Source organism: Aquipseudomonas ullengensis (genome assembly GCF_014174475.1).
Lineage (GTDB): Bacteria > Pseudomonadota > Gammaproteobacteria > Pseudomonadales > Pseudomonadaceae > Aquipseudomonas > Aquipseudomonas ullengensis.
In genome coordinates this window covers 629,315-656,073 of record NZ_JACJUD010000002.1, presented here as the reverse complement: position 1 = coordinate 656,073, position 26,759 = coordinate 629,315, and the positions used below count along the sequence as shown (strand labels likewise).

21 protein-coding genes are annotated in these 26,759 nt (G+C 63.8%); 2 read left to right on the top strand and 19 right to left on the bottom strand.

All coding sequences use genetic code 11. The features are described 5' to 3' along the window. Positions 1-3: 3 nt before the first annotated feature. From gspL to H3H51_RS08365, 10 genes are all read right to left on the bottom strand, one after another. Positions 4-1,149, bottom strand: coding sequence for a type II secretion system protein GspL (gene gspL, locus H3H51_RS08410; protein ID WP_183088592.1), 1,146 nt, complete (start codon positions 1,147-1,149; stop codon positions 4-6). Next, positions 1,146-2,105, bottom strand: coding sequence for a type II secretion system minor pseudopilin GspK (gspK, locus tag H3H51_RS08405; protein ID WP_183088591.1), 960 nt, complete (start codon positions 2,103-2,105; stop codon positions 1,146-1,148). Before gspK ends, gspL begins: the two co-directional genes overlap by 4 nt. Further along, positions 2,102-2,773, bottom strand: coding sequence for a type II secretion system minor pseudopilin GspJ (gspJ, locus tag H3H51_RS08400; RefSeq protein WP_183088590.1), 672 nt, complete (start codon positions 2,771-2,773; stop codon positions 2,102-2,104). The genes gspK and gspJ overlap by 4 nt, the downstream gene beginning before the upstream one ends. Further along, complete coding sequence (gene gspI / locus H3H51_RS08395) at positions 2,770-3,159, bottom strand: type II secretion system minor pseudopilin GspI (RefSeq protein ID WP_183088589.1); 390 nt, start codon at positions 3,157-3,159, stop codon at positions 2,770-2,772. Before gspI ends, gspJ begins: the two co-directional genes overlap by 4 nt. Next, positions 3,156-3,680, bottom strand: coding sequence for a type II secretion system minor pseudopilin GspH (gspH, locus tag H3H51_RS08390; RefSeq protein WP_328803637.1), 525 nt, complete (start codon positions 3,678-3,680; stop codon positions 3,156-3,158). The genes gspI and gspH overlap by 4 nt, the downstream gene beginning before the upstream one ends. A gap of 187 nt (positions 3,681-3,867) precedes the next feature. Further along, positions 3,868-4,377, bottom strand: a complete 510-nt coding sequence (gene gspG, locus H3H51_RS08385; RefSeq protein WP_407926477.1) for a type II secretion system major pseudopilin GspG — start codon at positions 4,375-4,377, stop codon at positions 3,868-3,870. A gap of 62 nt (positions 4,378-4,439) precedes the next feature. Next, complete coding sequence (xcpS, locus tag H3H51_RS08380; protein ID WP_183088586.1) at positions 4,440-5,654, bottom strand: GspF family T2SS innner membrane protein variant XcpS; 1,215 nt, start codon at positions 5,652-5,654, stop codon at positions 4,440-4,442. Beyond that, positions 5,654-7,165 carry a type II secretion system ATPase GspE gene (gene gspE / locus H3H51_RS08375; RefSeq protein WP_183088585.1) on the bottom strand — a complete coding sequence of 504 codons (1,512 nt, stop codon included), beginning with the start codon at positions 7,163-7,165 and terminating at the stop codon, positions 5,654-5,656. Before gspE ends, xcpS begins: the two co-directional genes overlap by 1 nt. Positions 7,166-7,388: 223 nt before the next feature. Then, positions 7,389-10,139 (bottom strand): peroxidase family protein, encoded by a 2,751-nt coding sequence (locus tag H3H51_RS08370; RefSeq protein WP_183088584.1) that lies wholly within the window; start codon positions 10,137-10,139, stop codon positions 7,389-7,391. Between the two features lie 153 nt (positions 10,140-10,292). Further along, on the bottom strand, positions 10,293-12,917 hold the full coding sequence (locus tag H3H51_RS08365) for a LuxR C-terminal-related transcriptional regulator (RefSeq protein WP_183088583.1): 2,625 nt from the start codon (positions 12,915-12,917) through the stop codon (positions 10,293-10,295). A gap of 381 nt (positions 12,918-13,298) precedes the next feature. Between H3H51_RS08365 and H3H51_RS08360 the strand changes: the two genes are divergently transcribed. Both H3H51_RS08360 and gspD read left to right on the top strand, forming a co-directional pair. Further along, positions 13,299-13,943, top strand: coding sequence for a type II secretion system protein N (locus H3H51_RS08360; protein WP_183088582.1), 645 nt, complete (start codon positions 13,299-13,301; stop codon positions 13,941-13,943). Further along, a complete protein-coding gene (gspD, locus tag H3H51_RS08355) occupies positions 13,940-15,892 on the top strand; it encodes a type II secretion system secretin GspD (RefSeq protein ID WP_183088581.1) in 1,953 nt (650 codons plus the stop codon). The genes H3H51_RS08360 and gspD overlap by 4 nt, the downstream gene beginning before the upstream one ends. A gap of 113 nt (positions 15,893-16,005) precedes the next feature. Here the strand turns inward: gspD and H3H51_RS08350 are convergent, their stop codons facing one another. The 9 genes from H3H51_RS08350 to H3H51_RS08310 all read right to left on the bottom strand — a co-directional run bounded on the left by H3H51_RS08350 (position 16,006) and on the right by H3H51_RS08310 (position 26,639). Then, positions 16,006-17,217 (bottom strand): O-succinylhomoserine sulfhydrylase, encoded by a 1,212-nt coding sequence (locus H3H51_RS08350; RefSeq protein WP_183088580.1) that lies wholly within the window; start codon positions 17,215-17,217, stop codon positions 16,006-16,008. A gap of 10 nt (positions 17,218-17,227) precedes the next feature. After that, positions 17,228-18,733, bottom strand: coding sequence for an amidophosphoribosyltransferase (purF, locus tag H3H51_RS08345; RefSeq protein ID WP_183088579.1), 1,506 nt, complete (start codon positions 18,731-18,733; stop codon positions 17,228-17,230). A 35-nt stretch (positions 18,734-18,768) separates the two neighbouring features. Beyond that, on the bottom strand, positions 18,769-19,332 hold the full coding sequence (locus H3H51_RS08340) for a CvpA family protein (protein ID WP_183088578.1): 564 nt from the start codon (positions 19,330-19,332) through the stop codon (positions 18,769-18,771). Positions 19,333-19,418: 86 nt separating this feature from the next. Continuing rightward, complete coding sequence (locus H3H51_RS08335; protein ID WP_183088577.1) at positions 19,419-20,015, bottom strand: SPOR domain-containing protein; 597 nt, start codon at positions 20,013-20,015, stop codon at positions 19,419-19,421. Then, entirely contained in the window at positions 19,999-21,300 is a 1,302-nt protein-coding gene (folC, locus tag H3H51_RS08330; protein ID WP_183088576.1) for a bifunctional tetrahydrofolate synthase/dihydrofolate synthase, read from the bottom strand. Before folC ends, H3H51_RS08335 begins: the two co-directional genes overlap by 17 nt. 8 nt (positions 21,301-21,308) lie before the next feature. Further along, a complete protein-coding gene (gene accD, locus H3H51_RS08325) occupies positions 21,309-22,175 on the bottom strand; it encodes an acetyl-CoA carboxylase, carboxyltransferase subunit beta (protein WP_183088575.1) in 867 nt (288 codons plus the stop codon). A 133-nt stretch (positions 22,176-22,308) separates the two neighbouring features. Continuing rightward, positions 22,309-22,929 (bottom strand): phosphoribosylanthranilate isomerase, encoded by a 621-nt coding sequence (locus tag H3H51_RS08320; RefSeq protein WP_183088574.1) that lies wholly within the window; start codon positions 22,927-22,929, stop codon positions 22,309-22,311. 95 nt (positions 22,930-23,024) lie between these two features. Next, positions 23,025-23,891 (bottom strand): tRNA pseudouridine(38-40) synthase TruA, encoded by an 867-nt coding sequence (gene truA / locus H3H51_RS08315; RefSeq protein WP_183088573.1) that lies wholly within the window; start codon positions 23,889-23,891, stop codon positions 23,025-23,027. 3 nt (positions 23,892-23,894) lie between these two features. Continuing rightward, positions 23,895-26,639: a FimV family protein gene (locus tag H3H51_RS08310; protein ID WP_183088572.1), complete on the bottom strand. Its 2,745-nt coding sequence runs from the start codon at positions 26,637-26,639 to the stop codon at positions 23,895-23,897. Between the last annotated feature and the right edge of the window lie 120 nt (positions 26,640-26,759).

Below are 26,759 nucleotides of genomic sequence, written 5' to 3'. Positions count from 1 at the left end.
CACTCATCCGTTACCCCCAATCACCAGGCGCGCGCTGACGCCATCATCCTCGCGGCTGGCCGAACCCATTTCCACCGCCACACCGGCCTCCAGCAGTTGCGTACGCAGCCGCTCCAGGGCGGCGAAATCGCGGGCCTGCAGACTGAACGCCAGGTCGCCACGCTGGGCGCTGTAGTCCAGTTGCTCGACTTGCACCTGGCCGTTCTCGGCATTGATCGCCACGGCAGCCTGATCGAGCAGGCCGAGCAACCGCCCGCCGCCGGCATCGCCGCTCTCGCCAAGGTGTTGGTCGAACTGGGCACGCAGGTTGATCAGCTTGCGGTCTTCGGGAAACAGCTCGTGGTACAGCGCTTCATTGGCCTCGGCATAACGCTGCGCCTCACGCTCCAGCTGCCAGCCCTGGACCAGGTTGAAGCCCCACTGCAGCAACAACCAGAGGCCAGCCAGCGCCAGCAGCGGGCGCCATGCCTGCAAACCGCTGGACGCTTCACGCCGGGCAAACTCGCCCTGGGCCAGATTGCCCGGTGCCCGCTGCTGGGCCAGCCAGACAAAGGGCTGGCCGATCTGCTGGCACTCGTCGATCAGCGCCGGTACGGCCTGCTCGTCATCGACATGTGCCACTCGCGGCGTTGGGCACTGCTCGGCGAGCTGCGGCCAATCCTGCGGGCGCAGGGCCAGACGCACATCGCCACTGCCGCCCAACAGCCAGCGCTGGCCCATGCACAGCAACTGGGTACCCTCGCCCACCAGCAGATCGGCATCCACTTCGATCCGCTGCGGTGGGTTGCCCGCACACAACACCAGCCAGGCGGACAACCAGGCACGGCGCACGGCGTAGACGCGGTGACGGCCATCCGCCAGCACCTCGCCGACGCACAGGTGGAATTGCTCGACGTCCTCGGCCAGCAGTTCCTCCACGGCGAACGGCAGTGCCTTGGCCAGCCAGCGCGCCTTGGTGATCGGTAACGCCACGGCGCAGACGGTCACCGCCTCCACCGGCAGCACCAGGCGCCAGGCCTGATCGGTTTTCGGCAGTGCCTGGGCAAACGGCATCGGCTCGCACAGCGGCCCGGTGACGCGCTGCACCAACAATTCGGGATCTGCACCGGCGCAAGCCTGCGGCGGTAGAAATAGACTAAGCGGACTCATTCCTCTGACTCCTTAGCGGGCAGCGGCACCAGGCCGTCTTGCCCCAAATCGCGCGCCAACACTCGGACGCGCCCATCTTTGCCACGTTGCAGGTAACTGACCAGTACCTGACGTCGATCACCCAACAACACTTCGGTGGTGACCTGAAAATACTGACTGCCGAATACCAGACCCGACGCCACCGCATCCGCGGTGAACAACTGCTTGAACTCGTCGAAATTACGGAAACCCTCGCGCCGCTGCATGGCCAGCACCGCACCCAGCGAACGCGGCTCCACGCCCGGGGCCAGGCTGGCCAACACCTGCGCGCTGGCAGTATTCACATTCAGGCCGACCTCGACCGGCAAAGCGCTGACAAACGGCTGCAGGCGGCGAAAGTCGGCATCGCTCATGCCCAGCAGCAGACGTAGCTCGGACACCTCAACGATAAGCCCGGGACCAGTGCGGTAGGCCGGTGCCAACAGCAGGTATTGATCATCTTCAGCGCCATTGCTGCTCACCGGATCCTGGTCGCTGTCGAGCCAGTCCTGCAAGCGCTCGGCATAGGGCTGCACGATGCCCAGCGAGAGCAGCAGGCGCTGAAAGCGCTGCACCGCGACGTTGTCTTCGCCGCCACTCTTCAGGCTATTGAGGTTGAAACGCCCGGACAGATCGTCGATATGCAGGTGCAGCTCGCCGCCACCGTCCAGCGGGAAGCTCAGGCGTGGCCGGGCCCAGGCCTCGCCGAGGAAGTCCAGTGGCTGGCTGGGGTTGCCCTGGCGCAGGTCGCGGCGCAGCACCGCCATCGCCAGGCGCTCGCCCCCTTCGGCGTAATACTGCGCCTGGCGCACCAGCAATTGGTTACCGGTGCTACGAATGGCCAGTTGCTGACGCAGCACCAGCCCGGCACACACCACCGTGACCAGCGCCACCACCAGCAGCACCATGATCAGCGCAACACCGCCCTGGCGCCTCACAAGTCGTTCTCCGAGGAGCCATCGCCCTCGCCGCTGCCGTCACCTTGCTGCTGTTTCTCGGCCGACTCAGGCAAGCGCCAGACCCGACGCAACTCGCCGTAGCGGCGCTGCTCGATCACCAGTTCGACGGCCTTGGGCATCTGGATCAGGGCTTGCTCGCTGCTGCTATTGGCCGGCGGCCAGTTCTGCAACCAGCGCCCCTCATCATCGAGAAAGAGCAGTTCAAAACGCGTCACCCCACCCAGCACATCCTGCACCCGGGGCTGGCTGTCCTGGGCCTGGTCCAGCACTGGCCAATAGGCACGCTGCCATTGCTCCCCCTGCAGCTGCCAGCGCACCCGCTGTAGGGTGGCGCGCGGTAGCCCCAGCGGGTTACGCCAGCCACTGCGGGTGAATTCCAGGTGGGTATTCTTGCCGCTATCACCGAGCAGCGCCGCTTGCGGATCGCCCAGCGGGTCGCGCACCGGGCGTAGGCGCGTCTGCAACAAGTCGCGTTCGAAAGCCGCCATGGCGCGCGTCAGGTGGCGCAGACGCTGCTCCTGCTCGCGCTGCCCCCGGTCGGCCTGCATCACACTGTCGAACATGCGGTAGGTGGCCAGCCCGAGCAGGGCAAAGATGGAAATGGCGATCAGCAGTTCGAGCAGGGTGAAACCACGTTGGCGCCTCATGGCTCGACCCCGACAAAACCGCTGAGGCTGACCAACGCCTGGTCCTCGATATTGCCGCGCAGGCCACTGTCCGGGCGCACCGCCACCCAGACGGTAACCCGGCGCATGTCCGGCTCGCTGGTCGCCTCGACCTTGCTTTGCCACAACCAGCGACGCCCGGCGTAGGTGTCCTCACCCGCTTCGCGCCCTTCACTGGGGGGAATCTCGGCCAGTTGCATGTCCTGCAGGTGGTTGTCCGCCAGCCACAGGGCGAAGGTCTTGTCCTCCAGGCGCGCTGCGGTCTGCAGGGCACGCGAGCTGGCGACCAGCACGCTGGCAGCGACCAGGGCAAAGATACCCAGGGCCACCAGCACTTCGAGCAGGGTGAAACCGCGTGAGCGCATCATTTCTTCGCTGGCCCCGACTGGCTTTCAACCTGCAGCGTCGGCTCATTGAAGCCATCGCTGGCCAGCAGCAACACCGGGGCACCGCGCTCGCGGCCGGAGAGACGCAGACGGAACGGGGTCAGCTCACCACTGGAGAGGATCAGCACCTGTGGCACCAGGGCCTTGCTGTCCTTTTTCTGCGCAGCCTGCGGCAGGCCGACCGCCTGCTCATCGAGCTCTAGCTTCAACTCGACCCAGTCCGGCAATGCATGCCCCTGCTCCGCCAGCGCCTGCCACTCGGCGCGCTGCGGTTCATAACGCAGTACCTGATAGCTCTGCCGGTCGATCAGCAGGCCGTACTCGCGGTTATCCAGTACCGCTTCGTCGAGCAATACCCGCAGCAAACTGCTGAGCCGCTCGCCTTCATCATTCAGCTTGCGCGCCGGGCTGGCGGCAATGCCGCTGCCAAGCACGGCCACACCCACCAGCACGCCGAGCAGCACCAGCACCACCAGCAGCTCGATCAGGGTGAAGCCACGCACGGACTTGCTGCGCGTCGGAAAAATTGCGTTAAGAGCGGCTTCGGAGGACGCTTGCGGCCAACGCCCTTTAGGGCGGCCCCGAAGGGGCGAGCGGAGCGAGTACTGCTCATTTACCATCTGTAAACTCCGCGTCCTCAGCCACTCTCGCCTTGCTTTTCTCTAGCTCGCTGCGCCCGAACAAGGTAGATCAAAGATCCCAGTTGCCGATATCAGCATTGTTGCCATCACCACCTTCCTGACCGTCGGCTCCGAGGGAGTAGAGGTCGATCTTGCCGTGGGTGCCGGGCGCCAGGTACAGGTAGGTATTGCCCCAGGGGTCGACGGGCAGCTTCTTCAGATAGCCCTCGGGGTTCCAGTTCTTCACTGGCGGCGTGCCGGTGGGCTTCTTCACCAGGGCTTCGAGGCCCTGCTGGGTGCTCGGGTAGTTCTGGTTGTCCAGCTTGTACATGTCCAGCGCAGCGCCGATGGCGCGGATGTCGTTCTGCGCCACGGTGACCTTGGCCTGGTCCGGACGGCCCATTACCTGCGGCACCACCAGTGCGGCGAGGATGCCGAGGATCACCACCACCACCATGATCTCGATCAGGGTGAAGCCCTGTTGCCCCGACCGCGCGACAACTGCTGCGCTTGGCGATGCGTCGTTGAAACCTGGCTCAGAATGCTCATTTACGACCTGTAAACTGCGCTTCTTCGCCAGGTTTCGCCTAGCCTCGCCGGCGCTCGCTACGTTTTCGCACAGTCGGTAATTGTTCATCGTATTCACCCCACCAGTTGGTTCAAAGACAGAATCGGCAGCAGGATGGCCAGCACGATCACCAGCACCACCGCCCCCATGAAGACCAGCATGAACGGCTCGAACAGCCCCACCAGCAGGCTGATGGTGGCCGCCAGGTCGTTTTCCTGGTTACGCGCCGTGCGCGACAGCATCTGATCCAGCTCGCCGGAGCGTTCGCCGCTGGCAATCATGTGCAGCATCATCGGCGGAAACTGCCGGCTGGCCTCCAGCGCTCGTGACAGGCTGCCGCCCTCGCGTACGCGCTGGGTGGCCTGAATCACGTCCGCGCGAATCACCCGGTTGACCACCACTTCGCTGCCAATCGCCAATGCCTCGACCAGCGGTACGCCGCTGCGCACCAGAATCGCCAGGGTCGAGGCGAAACGTGCCGTCTCGGTAGAGCGAATCAGCCCGCCGACCAGCGGTACACGCAGCAGGAAACCGTGCCAACGCTGGCGCATCGCGTCCTCGCGCAGCGCCCGCCGAAACAGCAGCACAGCCGCTACCAGCACCAGAATCACCAGCCAGCCCCAGCCCTTGGCGAAATCACTCACGGCAATCAAGCCGCGGGTCAGTGCCGGCAATTGCTGGCCGGAGTCGATGAATACCCGCACCACGTCCGGCACCACGTAGCCGAGCAGAAAACCAACGATGCTCAGCGAGGCGAACATCAGGATCATCGGATAGAGCAGAGCCAGCTGCACCTTCTGCCGCGACTGCTGGCGCTGCTCGGTATAGTCCGCCAGTTGCTCCAGCACCGGAGCCAGGTGCCCGGCATGTTCGCCAGCGGCCACTGTTGCGCGGTACAGATCGGGAAACGCGGCGGGAAAGGCCGCCAGGCTGCTGGCCAGACCATGCCCCTCCAGCACCCGCGCCCGCACGGCCAGCAGCATTGACTGGATGCGCGGCTGGCGCGATTGCGCTGCGGCGGCCCGCAATGCCTCTTCGATCGGCAGGGCGGCGCCGATCAGGGTCGCCAGTTGCCGGGTCACCAGCGCCAGATCGCGTGCCGACAGCCCACGGCGCATGCTGAAGCCGCTACCCTGCGGCGCCTCGCGACTGCGCATGGCCTCGACCTGCAGCGGCGCCAATTGACGCTCGCGCAGCAGCTGGCGGACCTGGCGCGCACTGTCTGCCTCCAGTACGCCTTTCTGTTGGCGGCCCTTGGCATCGAGAGCAATGTATTCGAAGGCAGCCATCAGTCTTCTCGCGTCACACGCAGCACTTCTTCCAGGGTGGTCACCCCTTCCAGCACCTTGCGCCGGCCGTCTTCGCGGATGCCGGGGCCGAGGCTGCGCGCGTGGCGGGTCAATTCCTGCTCGCCGGCGCCGTTGTGCACCAAGGTGCGCATCTGCTCGTCGAACACCACCAGTTCATAGATACCGGTACGCCCGCGGTAGCCCTGCTGGTGACAGTCGGCGCAGCCCTGGGCGTGGTAGATGGTCGGTTTGGCGTGCGGCTCGAGCCCCAGCAACGCACATTCGGCTTCATCAGCCGGGCGCGCCTCGCGACAGCTCGGGCACAACACGCGTACCAGACGCTGGGCCAGCACACCGAGCAACGAGGACGACAGCAGGAACGGCTCGACGCCCATGTCGACCAGGCGGGTCACCGCGCCCACCGCGCTGTTGGTGTGCAGGGTCGACAGCACCAGGTGGCCGGTCAGCGAGGCCTGCACGGCGATGTCGGCGGTTTCCTGGTCGCGGATCTCGCCGACCATCACCACGTCCGGGTCCTGGCGCAGTATCGCGCGCAGGCCGCGGGCGAAGGTCATGTCGACGCGCGGGTTGACCTGGGTCTGGCCGATGCCTTCGAGGTAGTACTCGATCGGGTCTTCGACGGTGAGGATGTTGCGGGTGCGGTCGTTGAGGGTGACCAGGCCGGCGTACAGCGTGGTGGTCTTGCCCGAGCCGGTGGGGCCGGTGACCAGCAGGATGCCGTGGGGCTTGCGCAGGTTCTCGTCGAGCAGGCGACGGTCGCGCTCGCTCATGCCCAGGTGCTGCAGCGACAGGCGCCCGGCCTGTTTATCCAGCAGGCGCAATACCACGCGCTCGCCATTGGCCGAGGGCAAGGTGGAAACGCGGATATCGACTTCGCGGCCACCCACCTTTAGCGAGATACGCCCGTCCTGCGGCACGCGCTTCTCGGCGATGTCCAGGCGCGCCATGACCTTGACCCGCGATACCAGCAAGGCCGCCAGCTCACGCCGGGGCTCGATCACTTCACGCAGGATGCCGTCGACCCGGAAACGCACCACCAGGCGCTTTTCGAAGGTTTCCAGGTGGATATCGGAGGCGCCGGCCTTGATCGCTTCGCTGAGGATGGCGTTGATCAGGCGGATGATCGGTGCGTCGTCTTCCTGCTCCAGCAAGTCGCCAGATTCAGGGGTGAGCTCGGCCAGGCTGGCCAGGTCCATCTCGGCGCCGAGGCCCTCGGCCATCAGGCGGACTTCCGAGGAATCGCGCTGGTAGGCGTTGCTCAGGGCCTGCTCGAAGGCTGCCGGCTCCAGCCACTGTAACGGCAGCAATTGCCCGGCGAAGCGCTGCGCCTCGGCCACGGCATGCAGGGCCACACCCTGGCGGCAGGCCAGGCATGGGCCCTCGACGGCATTGAGGAACAGCACGCCGTGGCGCTTGGCGAAGGCGAATGGCAGGGAGCGGACAGGCAAGCCTGCCGGGGCCGCTGCTGCGGAGTGCGGATCGGTGATCATGCGCGGACCTGTTCCTGGGTCAGGGGGTGTTCTGTTCTTGTTGTTATGGGCGCGACAGAGCGGCCCAAGTTAACGGATTCGGTAGAAAAATAAAGGCTGGTTGTTGCGTTAAGCGCGACAGCGCGCGCAATTGTATGAATAGGGCAGCCGACAGCCCGGTGAATCCGGGGGCCTGAATAGAAAAGCCCCGGCAGGTGCCGGGGCCTTCTTTGCTGCGTGAGGCTTACTTGTCTTCGTTGCGCTGGTGCTTGAAGAACACCCCGCTGTCGCCAAAGGCCGAGGCGATCAGCGGCGAGGTCAGTTCGATTTCACCGACCTTCACCGCCCCGCTACGCCGTTGCTGGGCATAGGTACGGCTGATGGACGGAATGATCGAGGTCTTGATCTCCGCTGCGGTGGCGTACACCTCATACAGCTTGGTGCCTGCAGGCAGGGTTGCCAGGTCGTTGCGGAAGTCATGCGCGGTGCTGGAGAAGCGCGTGCGCAACTCGGCCTTGGGCACGAAGTAGATCTGCGTTGGCGCTTTCGGTGTAGCCACCGCCTGGCCGTTCTGTGCCACTTCGGCGAAGTCGTCCAGGCGCAGCAGGGTTGGCTTCAGGCTGACGGCCGAGAACAGCAGCGTGGTCCCCAGGGTGTCGTTGACTTCCGGCACCACGTACTGCGAGAGCTCGTTGGCGAAGAAGTTGTAGTTGTTGCCCTGGCCGCTGAGGCTGTACAGCGCGGAAACATTCTGCGACGGCTTGCCATCGACGAAGGCCTTCCACGCCAGCCCCGGCTGGAAGCCGTTGGCAACCGGATCACCCGCAACCGACAGGCGCAGCAGGCCGCTGTTGGCCCCTTGGAATAGGCCGGTGTAGGGGTTACCGGCGACGGCCACGAACTTCACCTTGGCCATCACGCCGTTGGGGTGCATGGCCTTCACATAACCGGCCGGAGTGACGTCACCGCGCTCCTGCACCTTTTTCCACAGCACTGCACCGATCAGCCCGCCGACATCCACCGGCGGAATCGCTGGCAGCTGGTCCGCCGCATACTGGGTACGCAGCGCGCCGTTGACCCACAGGTTGTCCATCTTGCCCTGCGCAGGCCAGCTCTCGTAGTCGGCGGGGATATTCAGGCCCCAAGGCTTGAAGGCGTTCTCCACGCCCACCAGGCTACTGCCCAGGTCGGGGAAGTGGCGGCGCAACACGTCGACCATGGTGCTGCTCTCGACCCAGGCCAGGCCCTCGGCGGTGTACACCTCCGGGCGATAGTCCTTGGTATAGAAACGGTCGGTCATCAGGCGGCGCGAGGCGTTCATGATGAAGATCTGGAACGCCGTTTCACCGAAGGCGAAGCCATCCGGACGCACGGTTTCAGCCAGTTGGCCGACCAGGGTATCGATCTGCTCGATATCGTTCTTGTACAGGCGCTTGAGCTGGGCCAGGGTGGCCGGATCGCTGGTCAGGTCCTCGAACTTGGTGATCGGATTGAGGCCGATCTCGCGGCGGAACTCGTTGTAGCGCGGCACGCCACGCTCCCGGTCACGCAGGACGTCGATGGTCGCCAGGTCGATGTTGCCCACCAGCGGCACGGACAGGTTGCGCAGGAAGTTCGGGTAGTTATGTAGCGTCAGCGAACCCGGGTTGGTGATGCCGAAGGAGTACCACAGGCGGTCCGGGTGTTCGTCGGCCAGCAGGTTCTCGGCGTCGCGATCACGCACGTCCGGCAGCGGCACCGAGCGCGAAACCAGGTTCGAGCCGATGTCGTAGATATCCACCTTGTCGCGCATCAGCGGGTGCATGCGGTACACCGAGACGAACTCCTCGGTGAGGCTGTATGGCACGCCGTGGTTGTTCGGGTTGGCCGAACCGACGATACCGCTCAGGGCATGGTCGATGGACGAGCTGCCGACGCCATCGGAGGCGTTGGGGTCGAAACCGAGGATGCGCTTGACGAAGGAATCCGACTTGGCCAGGTCCTCCTGGAGGGCCCGGACTTCCTGCTGGTAGGTGTCACGCGGCCCACCGGAACCGAGCAAGCCCCACCAGTTGGCGTACATGGCGCGTTCGGTGACCGGGTTGGCGATGACCGCCGGGGTCCATTCCACGGTGTGAATCTTGGCCATCAGCGCCGCGTTGACCAGGCGTGCGTGGTCGTACAGCCACTGGTCGGTCTGCCCCGGGTACTTCTGCTTGAGCATGGTGGCGATGGCATTGTGTTCCTTGGTGAACAGCTGGTGCAGCATGCTCAGCCCCACCCACCAGTTCTCGTTGAAACCGGTGATCGGCTTACCGCTGAGCAATTCGTGCGGCAGGCTGCCGTCGGCATTGATCTTCAGCTTGCCGTCGACGAAGGAACGCACCTTGTCGTTGGTTTCCTTGTTGCTGCCATACAGCTGCGAGCCGTCCCACCAGTGGGTGTTGTGGTTACGGTAGGTCTGCGGCTTGCCGGCGTCGGCGGCGGTACGGGTCGGGTCGGGCTGCGTGCGGCGCACCGACAGGCTGCCCGAGCCGAAGCTGTCGCCGGCAGGTAGTGGGATCTGGATCGGGTTGTTTTCGGCGTTGGCGCCGTGATCGACCCAGTCATGGATCATGAACTGGATCCACGATGCGGCAATGAAGTTGAGGCTCGGCGCCGGCTTGAATTCGCCGCGCGCCATCAGGCTGTTACTGACGTCCCGCGGGTTGGGCGTGAGCAGGGTGTCAGACTCGGTTTCGCCGCGCGTTACCGCTGGGTTCACGTTACGCCCGAATCGGCGGTACACCGAACCTTCAGCCGGGTTGCTGAGGATGTTGCAGGTGCCGTCCTCGGTACGGGCGACGCGACTTCGTGCGTCGCAGGTGATCGTCGCGTTGGCCTTTGGATAGTCCTCCACGTCGAACAGGTTGTTCTTGAACAGCGATTCGCGCTCGAGACTGAGCGCGATCAGGCCGGCGAAGATGCCCAGGGTGCCGAGCTTGGTCAAAGCTGGCCATGTGACCCAAACAGACATGACGGTATCTCCCGATTTTATTTTTGTAGGCATGAGATGCGTGCCGGGATGATCCGGCAGCCGGGAGAGTAGGGATTTGTCGCGGCCCCTCCCCCCCTCCCAGGGAGGGGCACGCCGCGATTCGTGCGCCGTTGGTCTGGCGAGCGGCGGGACCTAGCGCGGATGCACGCTGAGAATGGCCTCGGTGCGATTGGAGACGTTGAGCTTCGAGTAGATGTTCTTCAGGTGCCACTTGGTGGTGGACAGGGCGATGCCGGTGCGCGCGCTGATCTGCGTATTGGACAGGCCGCTGAGCAGGCAATCGAAGATTTCCACTTCCTTGCCGGTGAGCAGACTGGCGATATCCGGTACAGCGGCTGGGGCGGCGCTTTCGGTGACAAGGAACTCGGCGTAGGTCTCGCGGTACTTCTCCGGCACCTCCAGCAATCCCGACTGCAGCAGGCCGAGCACCGCTTCGGCGAAGCCCGGCGCCTCATCGAACACCGAGCGGTTGATATTGACGATGCCAAAGCGCTCGACCAGTTGCAGTAACGCGCGCAACTGTTCATCCCGGCTCAGTTGCGGCGCGCCGAGTACCAGCAGGTTGGCCTCAACCACCAGGGCGCGAGCGTTCATCTCGCTCTGCCGCAGCGACTGCGCCAATACGTTGAGAATGCGACTGGCACGCGGCTGGGCACCACGCATCACCAGCCAGTACACCGCAGCCAGGCCGTAGCGCTCCCAGCATTCGTCATAGGGCCGGGCGCGCTCCCACTCGCCGGCGGCCAGGCGCTCCTCGATGCCCAGGCGCTGGGCCAACGCATCCAGCGCTGCCGGGCGCCCCGCGAGAAAAGCCTGGCGCATGCTTTCCTGCGCCACCTGGCTGGCGAACCGTGCGTAGTTGCCCAGTTGCAGCACCCGTGAGAGCTGTTCCAGCAAGCGCCCCGCGCGGCCATGGGACTGGCGGCGATAGAGCAGGCGCGACAGGGTGATGTGCACGGTGGCGATGGCCTCGGTGGCCGAGGACGAGCTGACCACGGCCATCAGGTCTTCGCACAGCTGCTGGGCCGCGGCGAGTTGGTTCTGCTCGTACAAGGCCACCACCATCGCGGTGGCGCGATTGACCCAGGCCGGCGACGAGCGCTCGGTGCGCTGGTAGTCGCTGCACACATCCTTGCGCGCGCTGGTGGCGCGCCCGGCGTTGCGGTTGCACAGGGCGATGATCAGGTCGGCGTAGCTTTCCAGGAAGCTGTGCCCGGTCTGCGCCAGCAGCGCCTTGGCTTCCAGCGCCATGTGGATGGCCTGCTCCAGGCGGGCATTCATCAGGTGGTGGTAGGACAGCAGCGTCAGGGTCAGCGCCCGGACATTCGGTTGCACACCGGGCCCCAGCAGCGAGGACCAGCGCTCGCCAGGCACGAAACCGAGGTCGAACTGGAACAGTTCCAGATTTAGTGCCAGCAACTTGCGCGTCGGCTCATCCACGCTCGCTTCATCACTGGCACGGGCGAGCAACTCATCCAGGCAATAACGTGCCTGATGGAAGCGCCGCGACAGGGTCAGCGCATAAATCATCGGCACCAGCAGCCGGGGACGGGCAAATAGCTCGGTCTCGCTCAACGGCTCCAGCCACTTGAGCACATCGGCGAAGTGGCCGATGCGCACCCACTGCTCGCACGCATCCTCAAGCATCAGGTGGAACAGCGCCGGATCAGTGCAGCGCTGGGCGTGCAGCAACGCCTGCTCAAACTCGCCACGCTGGCGAAAACACTGCGCCGCACGCTGGTTGAGCCGGGCAATGCTGTGCGGTTGTTCGACGGCCAGGCGCTTGCCGAGGAAGTCATGCAGCAGCGCGTGGTAGCGATACCAGCCGGGTTGGTTTTCCACCGGCAGCATGAACAGCTCGCGACCGGCGATATCTTCCAGCAGCAGCGCCGAACCGCTGCGCTCGAGTACCTGGTCACAGAGGTCGCCATCGAAGCGCTCGAAGATCGCGCTGCTCAGGAAGAACTCGCGCAGGTGTGGCGACAAGCGTTTGAGCACCACATGGCCAAAATAGTCGACGATTTCCGGCTGGCTGCCGTTAAAGCGCTCCAGGGCGATGGTGCCGAAGCGGGCATAAGCCAGCAGCGCCACCTTGACCCCGGCCACCCAGCCTTCGGTCATGGCCATCAGGTTGTCGACGTAGGCCGGGCTGAGGCTCGGGCCGCCGAGGTGGGCGTTGAGTTGCTGGATCTGCCCTGCCGACAGGCGCAGGTCGTGCTGGTCGATGCTCAGCAGCTTGTTTTCCAGTTTCAGCCGGCTAAGGGGAAAACCTGGATGGTTGCGACTGGAGAGGATCACCCGGGTACTGGCTGACAGGCGCTCAAGCATGGTCGAGAGCACATCGAGAATGGTCGTCTGATTGATGTGCTGCAGATCATCGAGAACGATGTACAGACCGCCATCGATACGATCCAGGGCATCGGCCAGGTATTCACCGACCGCTTCCGGCGCCTGGTGCATGTCGCCGCCAAAGGGGTTGAACCAGGAGATATCGAAGTCTTCGACCTGGCCGCGAATGCACTCGGCCAGACGGCGAAAGAAGCGTACCGGCTCGTTATCCCGCGCCTGGATGGGGTAATACGCCACCGTACCCAAGGGGCGGCTGGCCTGCCAGTGGGCCAGCAAGGTGGACTTGCCGGAGCCCGCCGGCGCCAGCAGCAGCGTCAGGGGAAAGTGCTCGCAGTGGCTGAGCAGCTCCAGCAATTCCTCCCGGGCAAATCCGGGAGCAATGGCGGAAGACGGCTTGCGGTCGTCCATTTCAGTGGCTCTTCAGGCTTATTTTTATTGTTGTATGAACAGCTTTTGCCGGCTGATGATAACGGCCTGGCGCCGGGGAACACTGAAGCAGGTCACGCTTCCAGCAGCCCGCGCCGGTGCATTTCCACCTACGAATACGTGTACAACGCTGCCGCGCGGGCCTTTCGTCCAGTTAACTGAATTGTCGTGCTGTGCACCGTTTGTATGGACCCGGCGAGCATCCGTACGATTCTTGGGGTATGGTTGGCGCTGCTCCGAATTCCGGCAGTGGAGCCTGAGTCATCCCCTACCCAGGGACGCGCACGATTGAGGCGGGCAAACACAGACCACGATGCTGTGTCCCGCGTGGCAAAAAATAAGAAAAATGGGGGGAATACTGCATTGACCGCACCCGGCATCCGCCTACCTGGCTGGCTGCAACGCCATGGCGTATCCGTCCTGTTTCTGGTCGGTGTATGCCTCATCAGTCTGAGCCTGTCGCGCCAGATCATCGATTTCGTGCGCCTGTTGCGCAGCCCCGTGCCCGTTGCCAGTGAGGCCTCCGCCGCCGCCCAGCAACAGCCCATCTCGCTGGATCACCTGCAAGGGCTGTTCGGCACCCCGGTGCACCAGCAGGGCAACCAGGCCGCGCCGCCGACCAATCTGCAACTGACCCTGCTGGCTAGCTTCGTCAACCCGGACAGCCAGCGCTCCACTGCGATCATCCTGGTTGCCGGCGGCAAGCCCAAACGCCTGACCGTCGGCGATGAAATCAATTCCGGCGTGCGCCTGCAGGCCGTACACCAGGATCACGTGGTGCTCAGCCGCAATGGCCGCGATGAAAGCCTGCGCTTCGCCCGCTCGCGCAGCTCGCAGCCCAGCACCTATGCAGACCCCATGCAGCCGACCACCGAACAACTCGAGCAACTGCAGGACGAAAACGTGCAACTCCTGCAGCAGCACATGGAAGAACTCCGCCAACAAACGGATGACGATGGCAGCACGCCGCCGCCGACCGAAGCGCCTGAAGCCGAAACCAACCCATGACCCAGTCGAAACTCGCCTCGCCCAAACACCTGCCCCTCGCCCTGTGCCTGGCCATCAGCTGCCTGGCCGCGCCATTACCCAGGGTCATGGCCGCCGAAGCTGGCGCCACTGTGACCCAGCAGGGCGAAACCTGGACCATCAACATGAAGGATGCGGACATCCGCGACTTCATCGAACAGGTTTCCAGCATCAGCGGTGAAACCTTCGTCGTCGACCCACGGGTCAAGGGCCAGGTGACCGTGATCTCGCAAACGCCGTTAGGCCTGAGCGAGGTCTACCAGCTGTTTCTCTCGGTAATGAGCACCCACGGTTTCTCGGTGATCTCCCAGGGCGACCAGGCGCGCATCGTGCCCAACACCGAAGCGCGCTCCGATGGCTCCTACGGCGCCGGCAACGCGACCAACACCATGGAAACGCGGGTGATCCGGGTACAGCAGAACTCGGTCAACGAGCTGATTCCGCTGATTCGCCCCATGGTGCCGCAATACGGCCATCTCGCCGCCGTGCTGTCGTCGAATGCCCTGATCATCAGCGACCGGCCTGCCAACATCACCCGCATCGAGCAGCTGATCCGCCAGCTCGACCAGGCCAACCAGCAGGACTACAGCGTCTACGACATGCGTAACGCCTGGGTGGTGGATGCCGCCGAAGTGCTCAACAACACCCTTAACCGCGGCCAGGCGAAAGGCACCAGTGCCATTCAGGTGGTGGCCGACAGCCGCACCAACCGCCTGATCCTGCTCGGCCCACCGGAAGCCCGGGCCAAGCTGCTGGCCCTGGCCAAGTCGATCGACACCCCCTCCTCGCGCTCGGCCAACACCCGCGTGATTCGCCTGCGCCACAACGACGCCAAAGCCCTGGCGCAGACCCTCGGCGAGATCGGCGAGTCGCTCAAGGCTGCCGAAGGCGGTGGCGAGGCTGGCAGCACGGGCAAGCCGAAGCAGATGCTGATCCGCGCCGACGAAAGCCTCAATGCGCTGGTGATCCTCGCCGACCCGGAAACGGTGACCATGCTCGAGGACATCGTCCGCCAGCTCGACGTGCCGCGCGCCCAGGTTCTGGTGGAAGCTGCCATCGTCGAGATTTCCGGCGACATCCGCGACGCCCTCGGCGTGCAGTGGGCCGCCAAGAGCGACAACGCGATTGGTGGGGTGAACTTTGCCAACACCGGCATCTCCATCGGCACGGTGATCAACGCCCTGCAGGATGAAGCGGTCCCGGCGGCGCTGCCCAACGGGGCGATCATCGGCCTCGGCAACGGCACCTTTGGCGCACTGATCACCGCGCTATCGTCCAACAGCAAGAGCAACCTGCTGTCGACGCCCACGCTGCTGACCCTGGACAACCAGGAAGCGAAGATCCTCGTCGGCCAGAACGTACCCTTCCAGACCGGCTCCTACACCACGGCCACCGATGGCGCGAGCAACCCCTTCACCACCATCGAGCGCCAGGACATCGGCGTAACGCTGAAGGTCACCCCGCACATCAACGAAGGCGCCACCTTGCGCCTGGAGATCGAGCAGGAGATCTCCTCCCTGGTACCGGCCCCGGCCAACGTCACGGTGTCCGACGTGATCACCAACAAGCGCTCGATCAAGAGCACCATCCTGGCCAACGACGGCCAGGTCATCGTGCTCGGCGGGTTGATCCAGGACGACGTGACCCGCAGCGACTCCAAGGTACCGATCCTCGGCGATATTCCACTGCTCGGCCGCCTGTTCCGCTCCACCGAAGACACCCACGTCAAGCGCAACCTGATGGTCTTCCTGCGCCCTGCAGTGGTCCGCGATGCCAACGGCCTGGCCAGCCTGAGCAACAAGAAATACAGCAACATTCGCATACTCAGCCAGCCGATCGGCGACGAGCCGAGCCTGCTGCCGAGCGACCCGCAGCGCCTGTTCGACCACCAGAGCGACGAGGCTGCCATCGACCTGCGCCCTGCGCAGTGAGACCTCACCCCTCTCCGCCAAGGGAGAGGGGATTTGCTGAGCCATCCCCCAAACGAAACTGCCGCCAGGCGTGAGCATGGCGGCAGTCGGTTACAGCGCAGGGCAATCAGCCGTTACAGAGCGGCCAGACCGCGGGCCAAATCGGCCTTGAGGTCCGCAACGTCTTCCAGACCCACAGCAACCCGGATCAGGTTGTCGCGAATCCCCGCATTGGCGCGTTCCTGCGGCGACAGGCGGCCATGGGAGGTGGTCGCCGGGTGGGCGATGGTGCTCTTGGTGTCACCCAGGTTGGTGGTGATGGAGATCACCCGCGTGGCATCGATGAAACGCCAGGCCGCCTCTTTACCGCCGGCCACCTCGAAACTGACCACCGCGCCGAAGCCGCTCTGCTGACGCTTGGCCAGTTCGTGCTGCGGATGACTGGCCAGGCCCGAGTAGTAGACGCGCTCGATACCCGGTTGCTGCTCCAGCCACTCGGCCAACTGCTGGGCGCTGGCGCAATGCGCCTGCATACGCACGCGCAGGGTTTCCAGGCCCTTGAGGAACAGCCAGGCATTGAACGGGCTGAGGGTCGGGCCGGCAGTACGCAGGAAACCCACCACGCCTTCCATCTGCGCCTTGCGCCCCACCACCACGCCACCAAGGGCACGGCCCTGGCCGTCGATGTACTTGGTCGCCGAATGCATGACGATGTCCGCACCGAGCTTCAGCGGCTGCTGCAGCGCCGGGGTGCAGAAGCAGTTGTCCACCACCAGCAGGGCGTCGCGGGCATGGGCGATTTCCGCCAGTGCACGAATATCCACCAGCTCGGCCAGCGGATTGGATGGCGACTCGACGAACAGCAGCTTGGTGGTCGGCTTGAACGCCGCTTCCCAGCCGGCCAAGTCGGCCAGCGGCGGGTAGTCGACCTCGATACCGAAGCGCTTGAGGTATTTCTCGAACAGGCTGATGGTCGAGCCGAACACGCTGCGCGACACCAGTACGTGGTCGCCAGCGCTGCATTGGCTCATGACAATGGCCAGGATCGCCGACATGCCCGAGGCGGTGGCCACAGCCTGTTCGGCACCTTCCAGGGCAGCGATACGCTCCTCGAAGGCACGCACGGTCGGGTTGGTGTAGCGCGAGTAGACGTTGCCCGGCACTTCACCAGCGAAACGCGCAGCCGCGTCGGCGGCAGTGCGGAACACGTAGCTGGAAGTGAGGAACATGGCTTCGCCGTGCTCGCCTTCCGGCGTGCGATGCTGGCCAGCACGCACGGCCAGGGTGTCGAAACCGACGCCGTCGAGGTCACTGTCCAGCCGGCCTGCATCCCAATCCTGACTCATCGCCGCTTCCTCAGTCGTTGTGCAGATCGATGATCGCGCTGACCGCCTCGGCGGTGGCCTTGCTGGCGTCATTGCGCGCCTGCTCGATCTTGTTCAGGTAGACCTCGCTGACATCGCCGGTGACGTACTGGCCGTCGAATACCGCGCAGTCGAAGTGCTCGATCTTGACCTTGCCGCCACCGACCGCGTCGATCAGGTCCGGCAGATCCTGGTAGACCAGCCAGTCGGCACCGATCAGCTCGGCCACTTCCTCGGTACTGCGGCCGTGGGCGATCAGTTCGTGCGGGCTGGGCATGTCGATGCCGTAGACGTTCGGGTAACGCACCGCCGGCGCCGCCGAGCAGAAGTACACGTTCTTCGCCCCGGCTTCGCGGGCCATCTGGATGATCTGCTTGCAGGTGGTGCCGCGCACGATGGAGTCGTCCACCAGCATCACGTTCTTGCCGCGGAACTCCAGCTCGATGGCATTGAGCTTCTGCCGTACCGATTTCTTGCGCGCAGCCTGGCCGGGCATGATGAAGGTACGGCCGATGTAGCGGTTCTTGACGAAGCCTTCGCGGAACTTCACGCCCAGGTGATTGGCCAGCTCCAGCGCCGAAGTACGGCTGGTGTCCGGAATCGGGATGACCACGTCGATGTCGTGATCCGGGCGCTCACGCTGGATCTTCTCGGCCAGCTTCTCGCCCATGCGCAGGCGCGCCTTGTACACCGAGATGCCATCCATCAGCGAGTCCGGGCGGGCCAGGTAGACGTGTTCGAAGATGCACGGCGAGTACTGCGGGTTCTGCGCGCACTGACGGGTGTAGAGACGGCCGTCCTCGGTGATGTACACCGCTTCGCCCGGTGCCAGGTCGCGAATCAGGGTGAAACCGAGTACGTCGAGAGCGACGCTCTCGGAGGCGATCATGTACTCGACGCCGTTGTCGGTGTGACGCTGGCCGAAGACGATCGGGCGGATCGCATGGGGGTCGCGGAAACCGACCACGCCGTAGCCGGTGATCATCGCCACCACCGCATAACCACCACGACACCGGGCATGTACGCCCGCCACGGCGGCGAATACGTCTTCCTCGGTCGGTTGTAGCTTGCCGCGCACCGCCAGCTCATGGGCGAACACGTTGAGCAGCACTTCCGAGTCGGAGTTGGTGTTGACGTGGCGCAGATCGGATTCGTAGATCTCGCGCGACAGCTGCTCGACGTTGGTCAGGTTGCCGTTGTGCGCCAAGGTGATGCCGTAGGGCGAGTTGACGTAGAACGGTTGTGCCTCGGCCGAGCTGGAGCTGCCCGCAGTCGGGTAGCGCACGTGACCGATGCCGACCTGGCCCACCAGGCGCTGCATGTGGCGCTGCTGGAACACGTCACGCACCAGGCCGTTGTCCTTGCGCAGGAACAGCCGGCCGTCATGGCTGGTTACGATGCCGGCAGCGTCCTGGCCGCGATGCTGAAGCACGGTAAGTGCGTCATACAGAGACTGGTTGACGTTCGACTTACCGACAATACCGACGATGCCACACATGTGACGCAACCCCTACGTAATGAATCAGGCTAAATCTACAGGCTCTCGGGCAGTTTAGGCTGCGAGAACGCCTCTTTGAACGGCAGATCGGCCGGCGCACTGATACCACTCGCCAACCACTGACTGGACAAACTCAGAATCAGGTTTTTCGACCAGTCCGCCACCATCAGAAAATGCGGCAGCAAGGTCGATTGCTGCCACCACTGATCCTGCTGAACCGGCGCCAGGCTGACCAGCCCGACCAAGACCACCACCAGCAAAGCCCCGCGCGCTGCGCCGAAGACCATGCCGAGAAAACGATCGGTGCCCGACAGACCGGTTACCCGGATCAGTTCACCAATGAGAAAGTTGACCAGCGCGCCAATCAGCAGCGTCACCACGAAGAGCATGGCGCAGGCGGCGATAACGCGCATTGACGGGGTTTCGATGAATTCTGTGAGGTGCTGCGACAGCGCGCCGCCGAACATCCAGGCGACCACACCGGCCAGTATCCAGGTCACCAGCGACAAGGCTTCCTTGAAGAAACCGCGCTTCAGGCTGATCAGACTGGAGATGACGATGACGGCGATAATCGCCCAATCGACCCAAGTGAATGCCACGATGCTGCCTACAGACGGGAAAGGCGGCGGATTTTAGCAGAGCGGCCGGCGCCCGGTAACCCGGCCGGCCATATGACCTCGATAGATCAGCTCTTTTCTGGCTGGAAGCGCACCACGAAGCCATTCAGCTTGTGCTGGCGATTGAGCACATCGCGCAGGCGATCAGCTTCGGCACGCTCGATCACCGGCCCGACGAACACCCGATTCATCCCCTCGAAGGAGCGTACGTAGGCGTTGTAACCCTTGCTGCGCAGGGTTTGCTGCAGTTTGTCCGCGCCACTGCGACTGGACAGGGAGGCCAGCTGTACCGACCAGCTGACCGGCAGGCTGCTGGCATCCAGCTGGCTGGCCGGTGCCGGTGTAGCCGCTGGCTGGCTGGCTGCAGGCGCTTCGGGTACAGCGGCGGGAACGGCAGGCTCGCTCACCACCGGCTGCGAGTCTTGCGGGGTAGGTACGGGTTCGACCGGCGGCACTTCGTCCTCGGCTACCGGCTCCGGCACGGTCACCGGCTCCAGCTCCACCTGCGGTACAGCAGGGGCTGCGGGCATGGACGGAGCGTCGACCACTACCTGACGCAGCTCATCCTCGCGGGAAAACAGCATCGGCAGGAAGATGACCGCCAGCGCGACCAGTACCAGTGCGCCTACGATCCGCTGCTTGAGCCCTTTATCCAGCACCGCCATTTCCTGCCTCCGCCTGTTGCCCGAGCCACTCCAGCGCCTCGGCCACGCAATAGAAAGATCCGAACACGAGGATTTCATCCCCGGTCGTCGCCTGCTCACACTGTACCAGCAATGCCTTCGCGACACTGCCGCAAGCCTGCACATTGGCCGCAAGGTTGCGCAAGGTCGCCTCCAACTCCCCAACTGTTCGACTGCGCGGACTCGGCAAAGGTGCCACCGCCCAGTGACGCACCTGATCCAGCAATGGCTTGACCACCCCAATCAGATCCTTGTCCGCCAGCAAACCAAACACCGCCAGTCGCGGCGCCTGATCGACCCGCGCAGCCAGTCGATTGGCCAGGTAATCCGTAGCATGGGGATTGTGCCCAACATCCAGCAACAGAGTTAGCGACTTGCCACGCCAGCTCAGCGAACGCCGATCCAGTCGCCCAGTCACCCGCGTACGCCGCAAGGCTGCAGCCAAACGCTCGGGCTGCCAGGGCAGGCCAAGCACGGCATAGGCCTGCAGGGCCAGGGCGGCGTTCTCCATCGGCAGATCGAGCAGCGGCAAATCGCTCAACTGCAGTACCAGGCCATCGGCATTCAGGCCATGCCAGTGCCAGCTGTCGATCGCCACACGCAGGTTGTAATCGCGCCCACGCAGGAACAGTGGACAGTCCAGTTCGGCAACCCGTTCCAATAATGGCTGCGGCGGATCGAGATCGCCGCATAGAGCCGGACGCTCCGCACGGAAAATACCGGCCTTCTCGAACGCCACCGACTCGCGGGTATCGCCCAGCCAGTCCGCGTGATCCAGCCCGATACTGGTGACCAGGGCGATATCTGCATCGATCAGATTGACCGCATCCAGCCGCCCGCCCAGGCCGACTTCCAGCACCACGGCGTCCAGCCCGGCCCGCTCGAACAGCCAGAAGGCCGCCAGCGTGCCCATCTCGAAATAGGTCAGGGAAATTTCACCACGCGCAGCCTCAACGGCAGCAAACGCGGTGCACAGCGCTTCGTCACTGGCGTCGACGCCGTTAACCTGTACGCGCTCGTTGTAGTGCAGCAGGTGCGGCGAGCTGTAAACGCCAACCTGCAGCCCCTGCTCTGCCAACAGCGCAGCAAGGAAGGCACAGGTAGATCCCTTGCCGTTGGTACCGGTGACCGTAATCACACGCGGCGCCGGACGCCCCAGGCCAAGCCGGCGAGCCACTTCGCGACTGCGTTCCAGCCCCATGTCGATGGCGCTAGGGTGCAGTTGTTCGAGGTAGGTCAGCCAGTCGGCGAGGGTACGTTGCGGCATGGGAAGCTCTAGGCTGGAGTCGACAGGTGCTGCAATTGGGCGAGCAAGCTGCTCAGGCGCGGGCGCAGGTCATGGCGGGAGATGATCATGTCGATGGCGCCATGCTCCAGCAGGAACTCGCTGCGCTGGAAGCCTTCCGGCAGTTTCTCGCGCACGGTCTGCTCGATAACCCGTGGGCCGGCGAAGCCGATCAACGCGCGCGGCTCGGCGACAATCACGTCACCCAGCATCGCCAGGCTGGCAGAAACGCCGCCGTAGACCGGATCGGTCAGCACCGAAACGAAAGGAATGCCTTCTTCACGCAGACGCGCCAGAACCGCGGAGGTCTTGGCCATCTGCATCAGGGAGATCAGCGCTTCCTGCATGCGCGCACCACCCGAGGCGGCGAAGCACACCAGCGGGCAACGCTTCTCCAGCGCCACGTTGGCGGCCTGGACGAAGCGCTCACCGACCACCGCCCCCATTGAGCCGCCCATGAAGCTGAACTCGAAGGCACAGGTGACAATCGGCATGCCTTGCAGGGAACCGCTGATGGCCACCAGCGCGTCTTTCTCGCCGGTGTCCTTCTGCGCGGCACTCAGGCGATCTTTGTATTTTTTGCTATCGCGGAATTTCAGGCGATCTACCGGTTCCAGATCGGCACCGATTTCCTCGCGGCCTTCGGCATCGAGAAACAGGTCAAGACGTGTGCGCGCATCGATGCGCATGTGGTGATTGCACTTGGGGCAGACATCCAGGGTCTTTTCCAGCTCCGGACGGTAAAGCACGGCGTCGCAGGACGGGCACTTGTGCCACAGCCCTTCAGGCACCGAGCTCTTCTTCACCTCGGAACGCATGATCGAGGGGATCAGTTTTTCTCTCAACCAGTTGCTCATGCTCTCTCTCCGTAGCTGTTGCGAGGACGCTTGGCATCCCCGGCAAACTCATATTCATGGCCCGCTTAGGCGACCACCGCCAAACCTGGGTTCAGGATGGGTTATGGACGGCAGGCACTGCGCCCCCGTCACATCAGCCGCCACGCACCTCACGGATGAACGCGCGAACCTTGTCGGCGTCCTTGATGCCCTTGCTCACCTCTACCCCGCCACTGACGTCCACCGCATAGGGTTTGACTGCTGCAATCGCCGCCGCGACATTCTCCGGGGTCAGGCCGCCAGCCAGGATCACTGGCTTGGGCAAGTCCTGCGGCACCAGTGACCAGTCGAAGGCCAGGCCGGTTCCACCTGGAACCCCTTCCACATAGGTATCCAGCAGGATGCCCGAAGCGCTCGGAAACTCCGCCATCAGGGCCAGCAGATCATCACCCGGCTTGACCCGCAGCGCCTTGATATAAGGCCGCCCATAGCCCTCGCACTGCTCCAGGCTTTCATCGCCGTGGAACTGCAGCAGGTCCAGTGGCACATCCGCGAGGAGCTGCTGCAACTCGACTCGCGCGATATCGACAAACAGGCCCACCGTGGTCACGAACGGCGGCAATGCCGCGATGATCTGCTGCGCCTGCGCAACGCTGACCGCCCGCGGGCTCTTGGCATAAAACACCAGACCAATCGCATCGGCACCCGCAGCAACGGCTGCAAGTGCATCCTCGACGCGGGTAATACCGCAAATTTTGCTGCGAACAACGGCCAAGTTCAGGCTCCCTGCAGGGAAAATTCGATGGTAGCAAATGACCGAAAGAGTGGCTGGCGAAATTTCCGTGGCGGCATCAGGAGGCGAATGAATGACTACTCGCCCGCCATGACATCCGGAAGACCCGACAGGAAGTGCGGCCCCAGGTAGCGCTGCGGCAGCTCGAACTCGGCCGGATACTCAACCTGAACCAGATACAAGCCGTAAGGATGCGCGGTTACCCCGCCCGTACGCCGCACCTGGCTTTCCAGCACCTCGCCCGCCCACTCCACAGGGCGCTCGCCAGCTCCAATGGTCATCAGCACCCCGGCGAGGTTGCGCACCATGTGATGCAGGAAGGCATTGGCGCGGATATCCAGCACGATAAAGCGCCCGTGCTCGATCAACTCCAGGTGGTGGACGGTCTTGACCGGTGATTTGGCCTGGCACTGTCGAGCACGGAAGGCACTGAAATCATGGGTACCCACCAGGCACTTGGCAGCCGCACGCATGCGCTCGACATCCAGCGGACGATGGTTCCAGGTCACTTCTTCAGCCATATGGGCCGGACGGATGTGATCGTTGTAGATCACATAACGGTAGCGACGCGCCATGGCACTGAAGCGCGCATCGAAATGCTTCGGCATGACCTTGGCCCAGGTCACGCTGATATCCGGCGGCAGGTTCAGGTTGGCGCCCATCATCCAGGAATGCAGGGTGCGCTCGACCTGTGTATCGAAATGCACCACCTGGCCGCTGGCATGCACCAGCGCATCGGTGCGCCCGGCGCAGCTCAGCACCACCGGCGCACCACCGGCCACCTTGGACAGCGCCTTCTCCAGGCTTTCCTGAATCGACGGCACCCCGGCACGCTGGCGCTGGAAGCCGCGGTAGCGCGAACCCTTGTATTCGACTCCCAGGACAATCCTGGAAAAGCCGACGGCAGCCTCTTGGGCTGCCGTCGTCGGTATTGCATCAGACATGTATCAAACCAGTTTGGCGATCAGCTCACGTGCTTCCTGCTGCTGACCATCGTTACCTTCGGCGACTACTTCGTCGAGGATGTCACGTGCACCTTCGGTGTCGCCCATATCGATGTAGGCACGCGCCAGATCGAGTTTGGTAGCGGTCTCGTCGGTACCCGAGAGGAAATCGAAGTCGTCGTCCACATCCGGCTCCGCGGCGGTTGGCGCTGCAGCTGCCGGCAACAGGTCGTCATCCAGGCTGCTGCTCAGTTGATCGAGTTCGGCAGACACTTCTTCCAGTTGAGCCGAGAAGCTGTCCTGGGCGGGAGCGACCGGCTCATCGTCAGCCAGCGACAGATCGAAGTCGGAAGACAGATCCAGATCAGTCGACGCAGCAGGCGCTACCGGCTCATCATCGAGACTCAGCATGAAGTCATCGTCTGCGGCTGCAGCCGGCTTGCTGTCGGTGTCCAGATCCAGGCTGAAATCAGCCAGGTCATCGCCCAACGCCAGGGTATCGGCGGAGTTGTCACCCGCCATGTCCAGATCGAATTCCAGGTCAGCAGCCGAAGGCTCATCCAGGCTCAGGCCGAGATCCAGATCATCCAGCGCAGGCTGTGCTGCCGGCGCCGGGGTATCCAGATCGACGTCCAGATCATCCAGATTCAGGTCAAACGAATCATCCAGATCAGCGGAAGCGTTGTTGGCTACCGGCTCATCGATGCTCAGGTCATCAAGGCTGAAGCTGTCCAGTTCGTCCGCAGCAGCCAGACCACCCGCCGCCGCTACAGCAGCCATAGCCGGGTACTTGCCCTTGAGTTGGTCGACGGCGATGGAGGCACCACCGATCTCGCGCAGCTCCTGCTCCTGACGGGCGAAACCATCGCGATCGCCCAGCTCGGCACTGACTTCCATCAGCTTCAAGCGCAGGTCGCTGCGATGCGGCTCGTCATTGATGGCGTTCTGCAGCAGCTCGGCAGCCTGGTTGAACTTGCCGTAGGCGATGTAGATATCGGCTTCACCCAAGGCGTCACCGGTCTGCGCAGCAACACGCTCTTCAGCCTGCTCGCGGACCACGGTTTCCGAGGAGGAATCCAGACCGGCGAAGCTGTCATCCGGCATGTCCAAGTCGGCAGCGAAGCTATCCGAGTCATCGCCAACGCTGAGGCTATCCTGCAGCTCCGCTTCTTTCAGGGCATTGCGGCGCGACAGCACCATCAGGCCGACCAGCAGTGCCAGCAACGCACCGCCACCGACAGCGCCGAGCAGCATTGGGTTGCCCAGCAGCTCATCAACAAAACCTTGCGGTGCCGGCTCAGGTGCTTTCGGCGCAACAGTCTTGGCCGCCTGGGCTGGCTTCGGCGCTGCCGGCTTGGCAGCTGGAGCAGCGGGCTTGGCCGCCTCTACGGGTTTGGCAGCAGGTTCTTCGTTGTAGTTGTAATCAGGCTCGACCGGTTTGGCCGGCTCAGCTGGCTTGGCTTCCGCAACTGGCGGCGTGACAGCCTCAACTGGCTTGGTCGGCTCAGCCGGTTTCGGCTCCACAACCGCGGCAGCAGGCTTCTCGACTGCGGCAGCAGCAGCATTTTTGCCCTGCGCCAGATCTGTCTGCAGCTTGGCCAGCTGGTTATCCTTGAGGGCAATCAGCTTTTGCAACTTATCCAGTTGCCCCTGCAGATCGGTCATGCGGCCTTTCAGCTCATCGTTTTCACGACGGGTCGAATCAAGGCTTTCCTTGGTCACTGCCAACTGATCGTTCAGGGCCTTGCTATCGCCAGCGCCCTTCTCGCCATTGCCGGCAGCCTTGGCTTCGCCGGACACCAGCTTCAGGTTGTCTTTGACATCAGTCTTGGCTGGTGCGGCGCCAGCAGTGTCGCGTTTGGTGGCATCCAGTTGACGCTCACCGTTGGCGGCCAGGCTACGGCCTTCACGCCAGGCGTTGTTCTGCTCGCCAACCTGAGCGATGGCTTCTGCCTGGCTGCGCGATTTGATCTGCTGATCATCGGGTAGACGCAGTACCTGACCACTCTTCAAGCGGTTGATATTGCCGTCGACGAAGGCATTCGGATTGAGATCCTGAATGGCCAGCATGGCCTGATGCACGGAACCGCTCTGGCGGGTGCGCTGGGCGATTTCCCACAGCGTGTCGCTGGACGTGGTCTTGTACTGGTCGCTGTCAATCTTGCTGGCCGCTGCCGGTGCCGCCGGTGCTGCAGGAGCAACCGGGCGTGGGGCCGGTGCAACCGGGGCAGCCGCAGCAGGCGCTTGAGCTACCGGACGCGGCGCAGGAGCCGGAGCAGCAACCTGCGGACGCGGTGCCGGTGCAGCTACCGGCAGGCGCGGCGCAGCGGCGGCGGTTTGCGGCGAATAGAGTGGCGGGTCGAGCAGGAGGGTGTACTCGCGCAGCAGGCGGCCATTTGGCCACAGCACTTCGACGAGGAAATTCAGGTAGGGCTCGCGTACCGGCTTGTTCGAGGTCACGCGAATGACGCTCTTGCCGTTGGCCTTGATCACAGGAGTGAACTTGAGATCAGTCAAGAAGTACTGGCGATCAACGCCAGCCTTGGTGAACTCTTCGGGAGACGCCAGCGCCGGAATGACCTCGTTGGTCGCCAGGTCGCGCACCTCGAGCAATTCGATTTCCGCCACCAAAGGCTGGCTCAGCGAAGACTTCAGGGTCACTTCCCCGAGCCCAAGCGCATGTGCCGTACCGGAGGTCAGCGCCGAAGCAGCCGCAATTGCCAGCACCAGTTTGCGAACCCGAACCATAGCGTAATCCCTTGTTTTATCTTTTTTTCTCGATAATCGAGAGGATCTTGAAGACCACTGCCTGCACCCGCCTTACAGCGGTTCCCCGTCAGCGATCAGCCAAACCAGTATTGCCAAGCT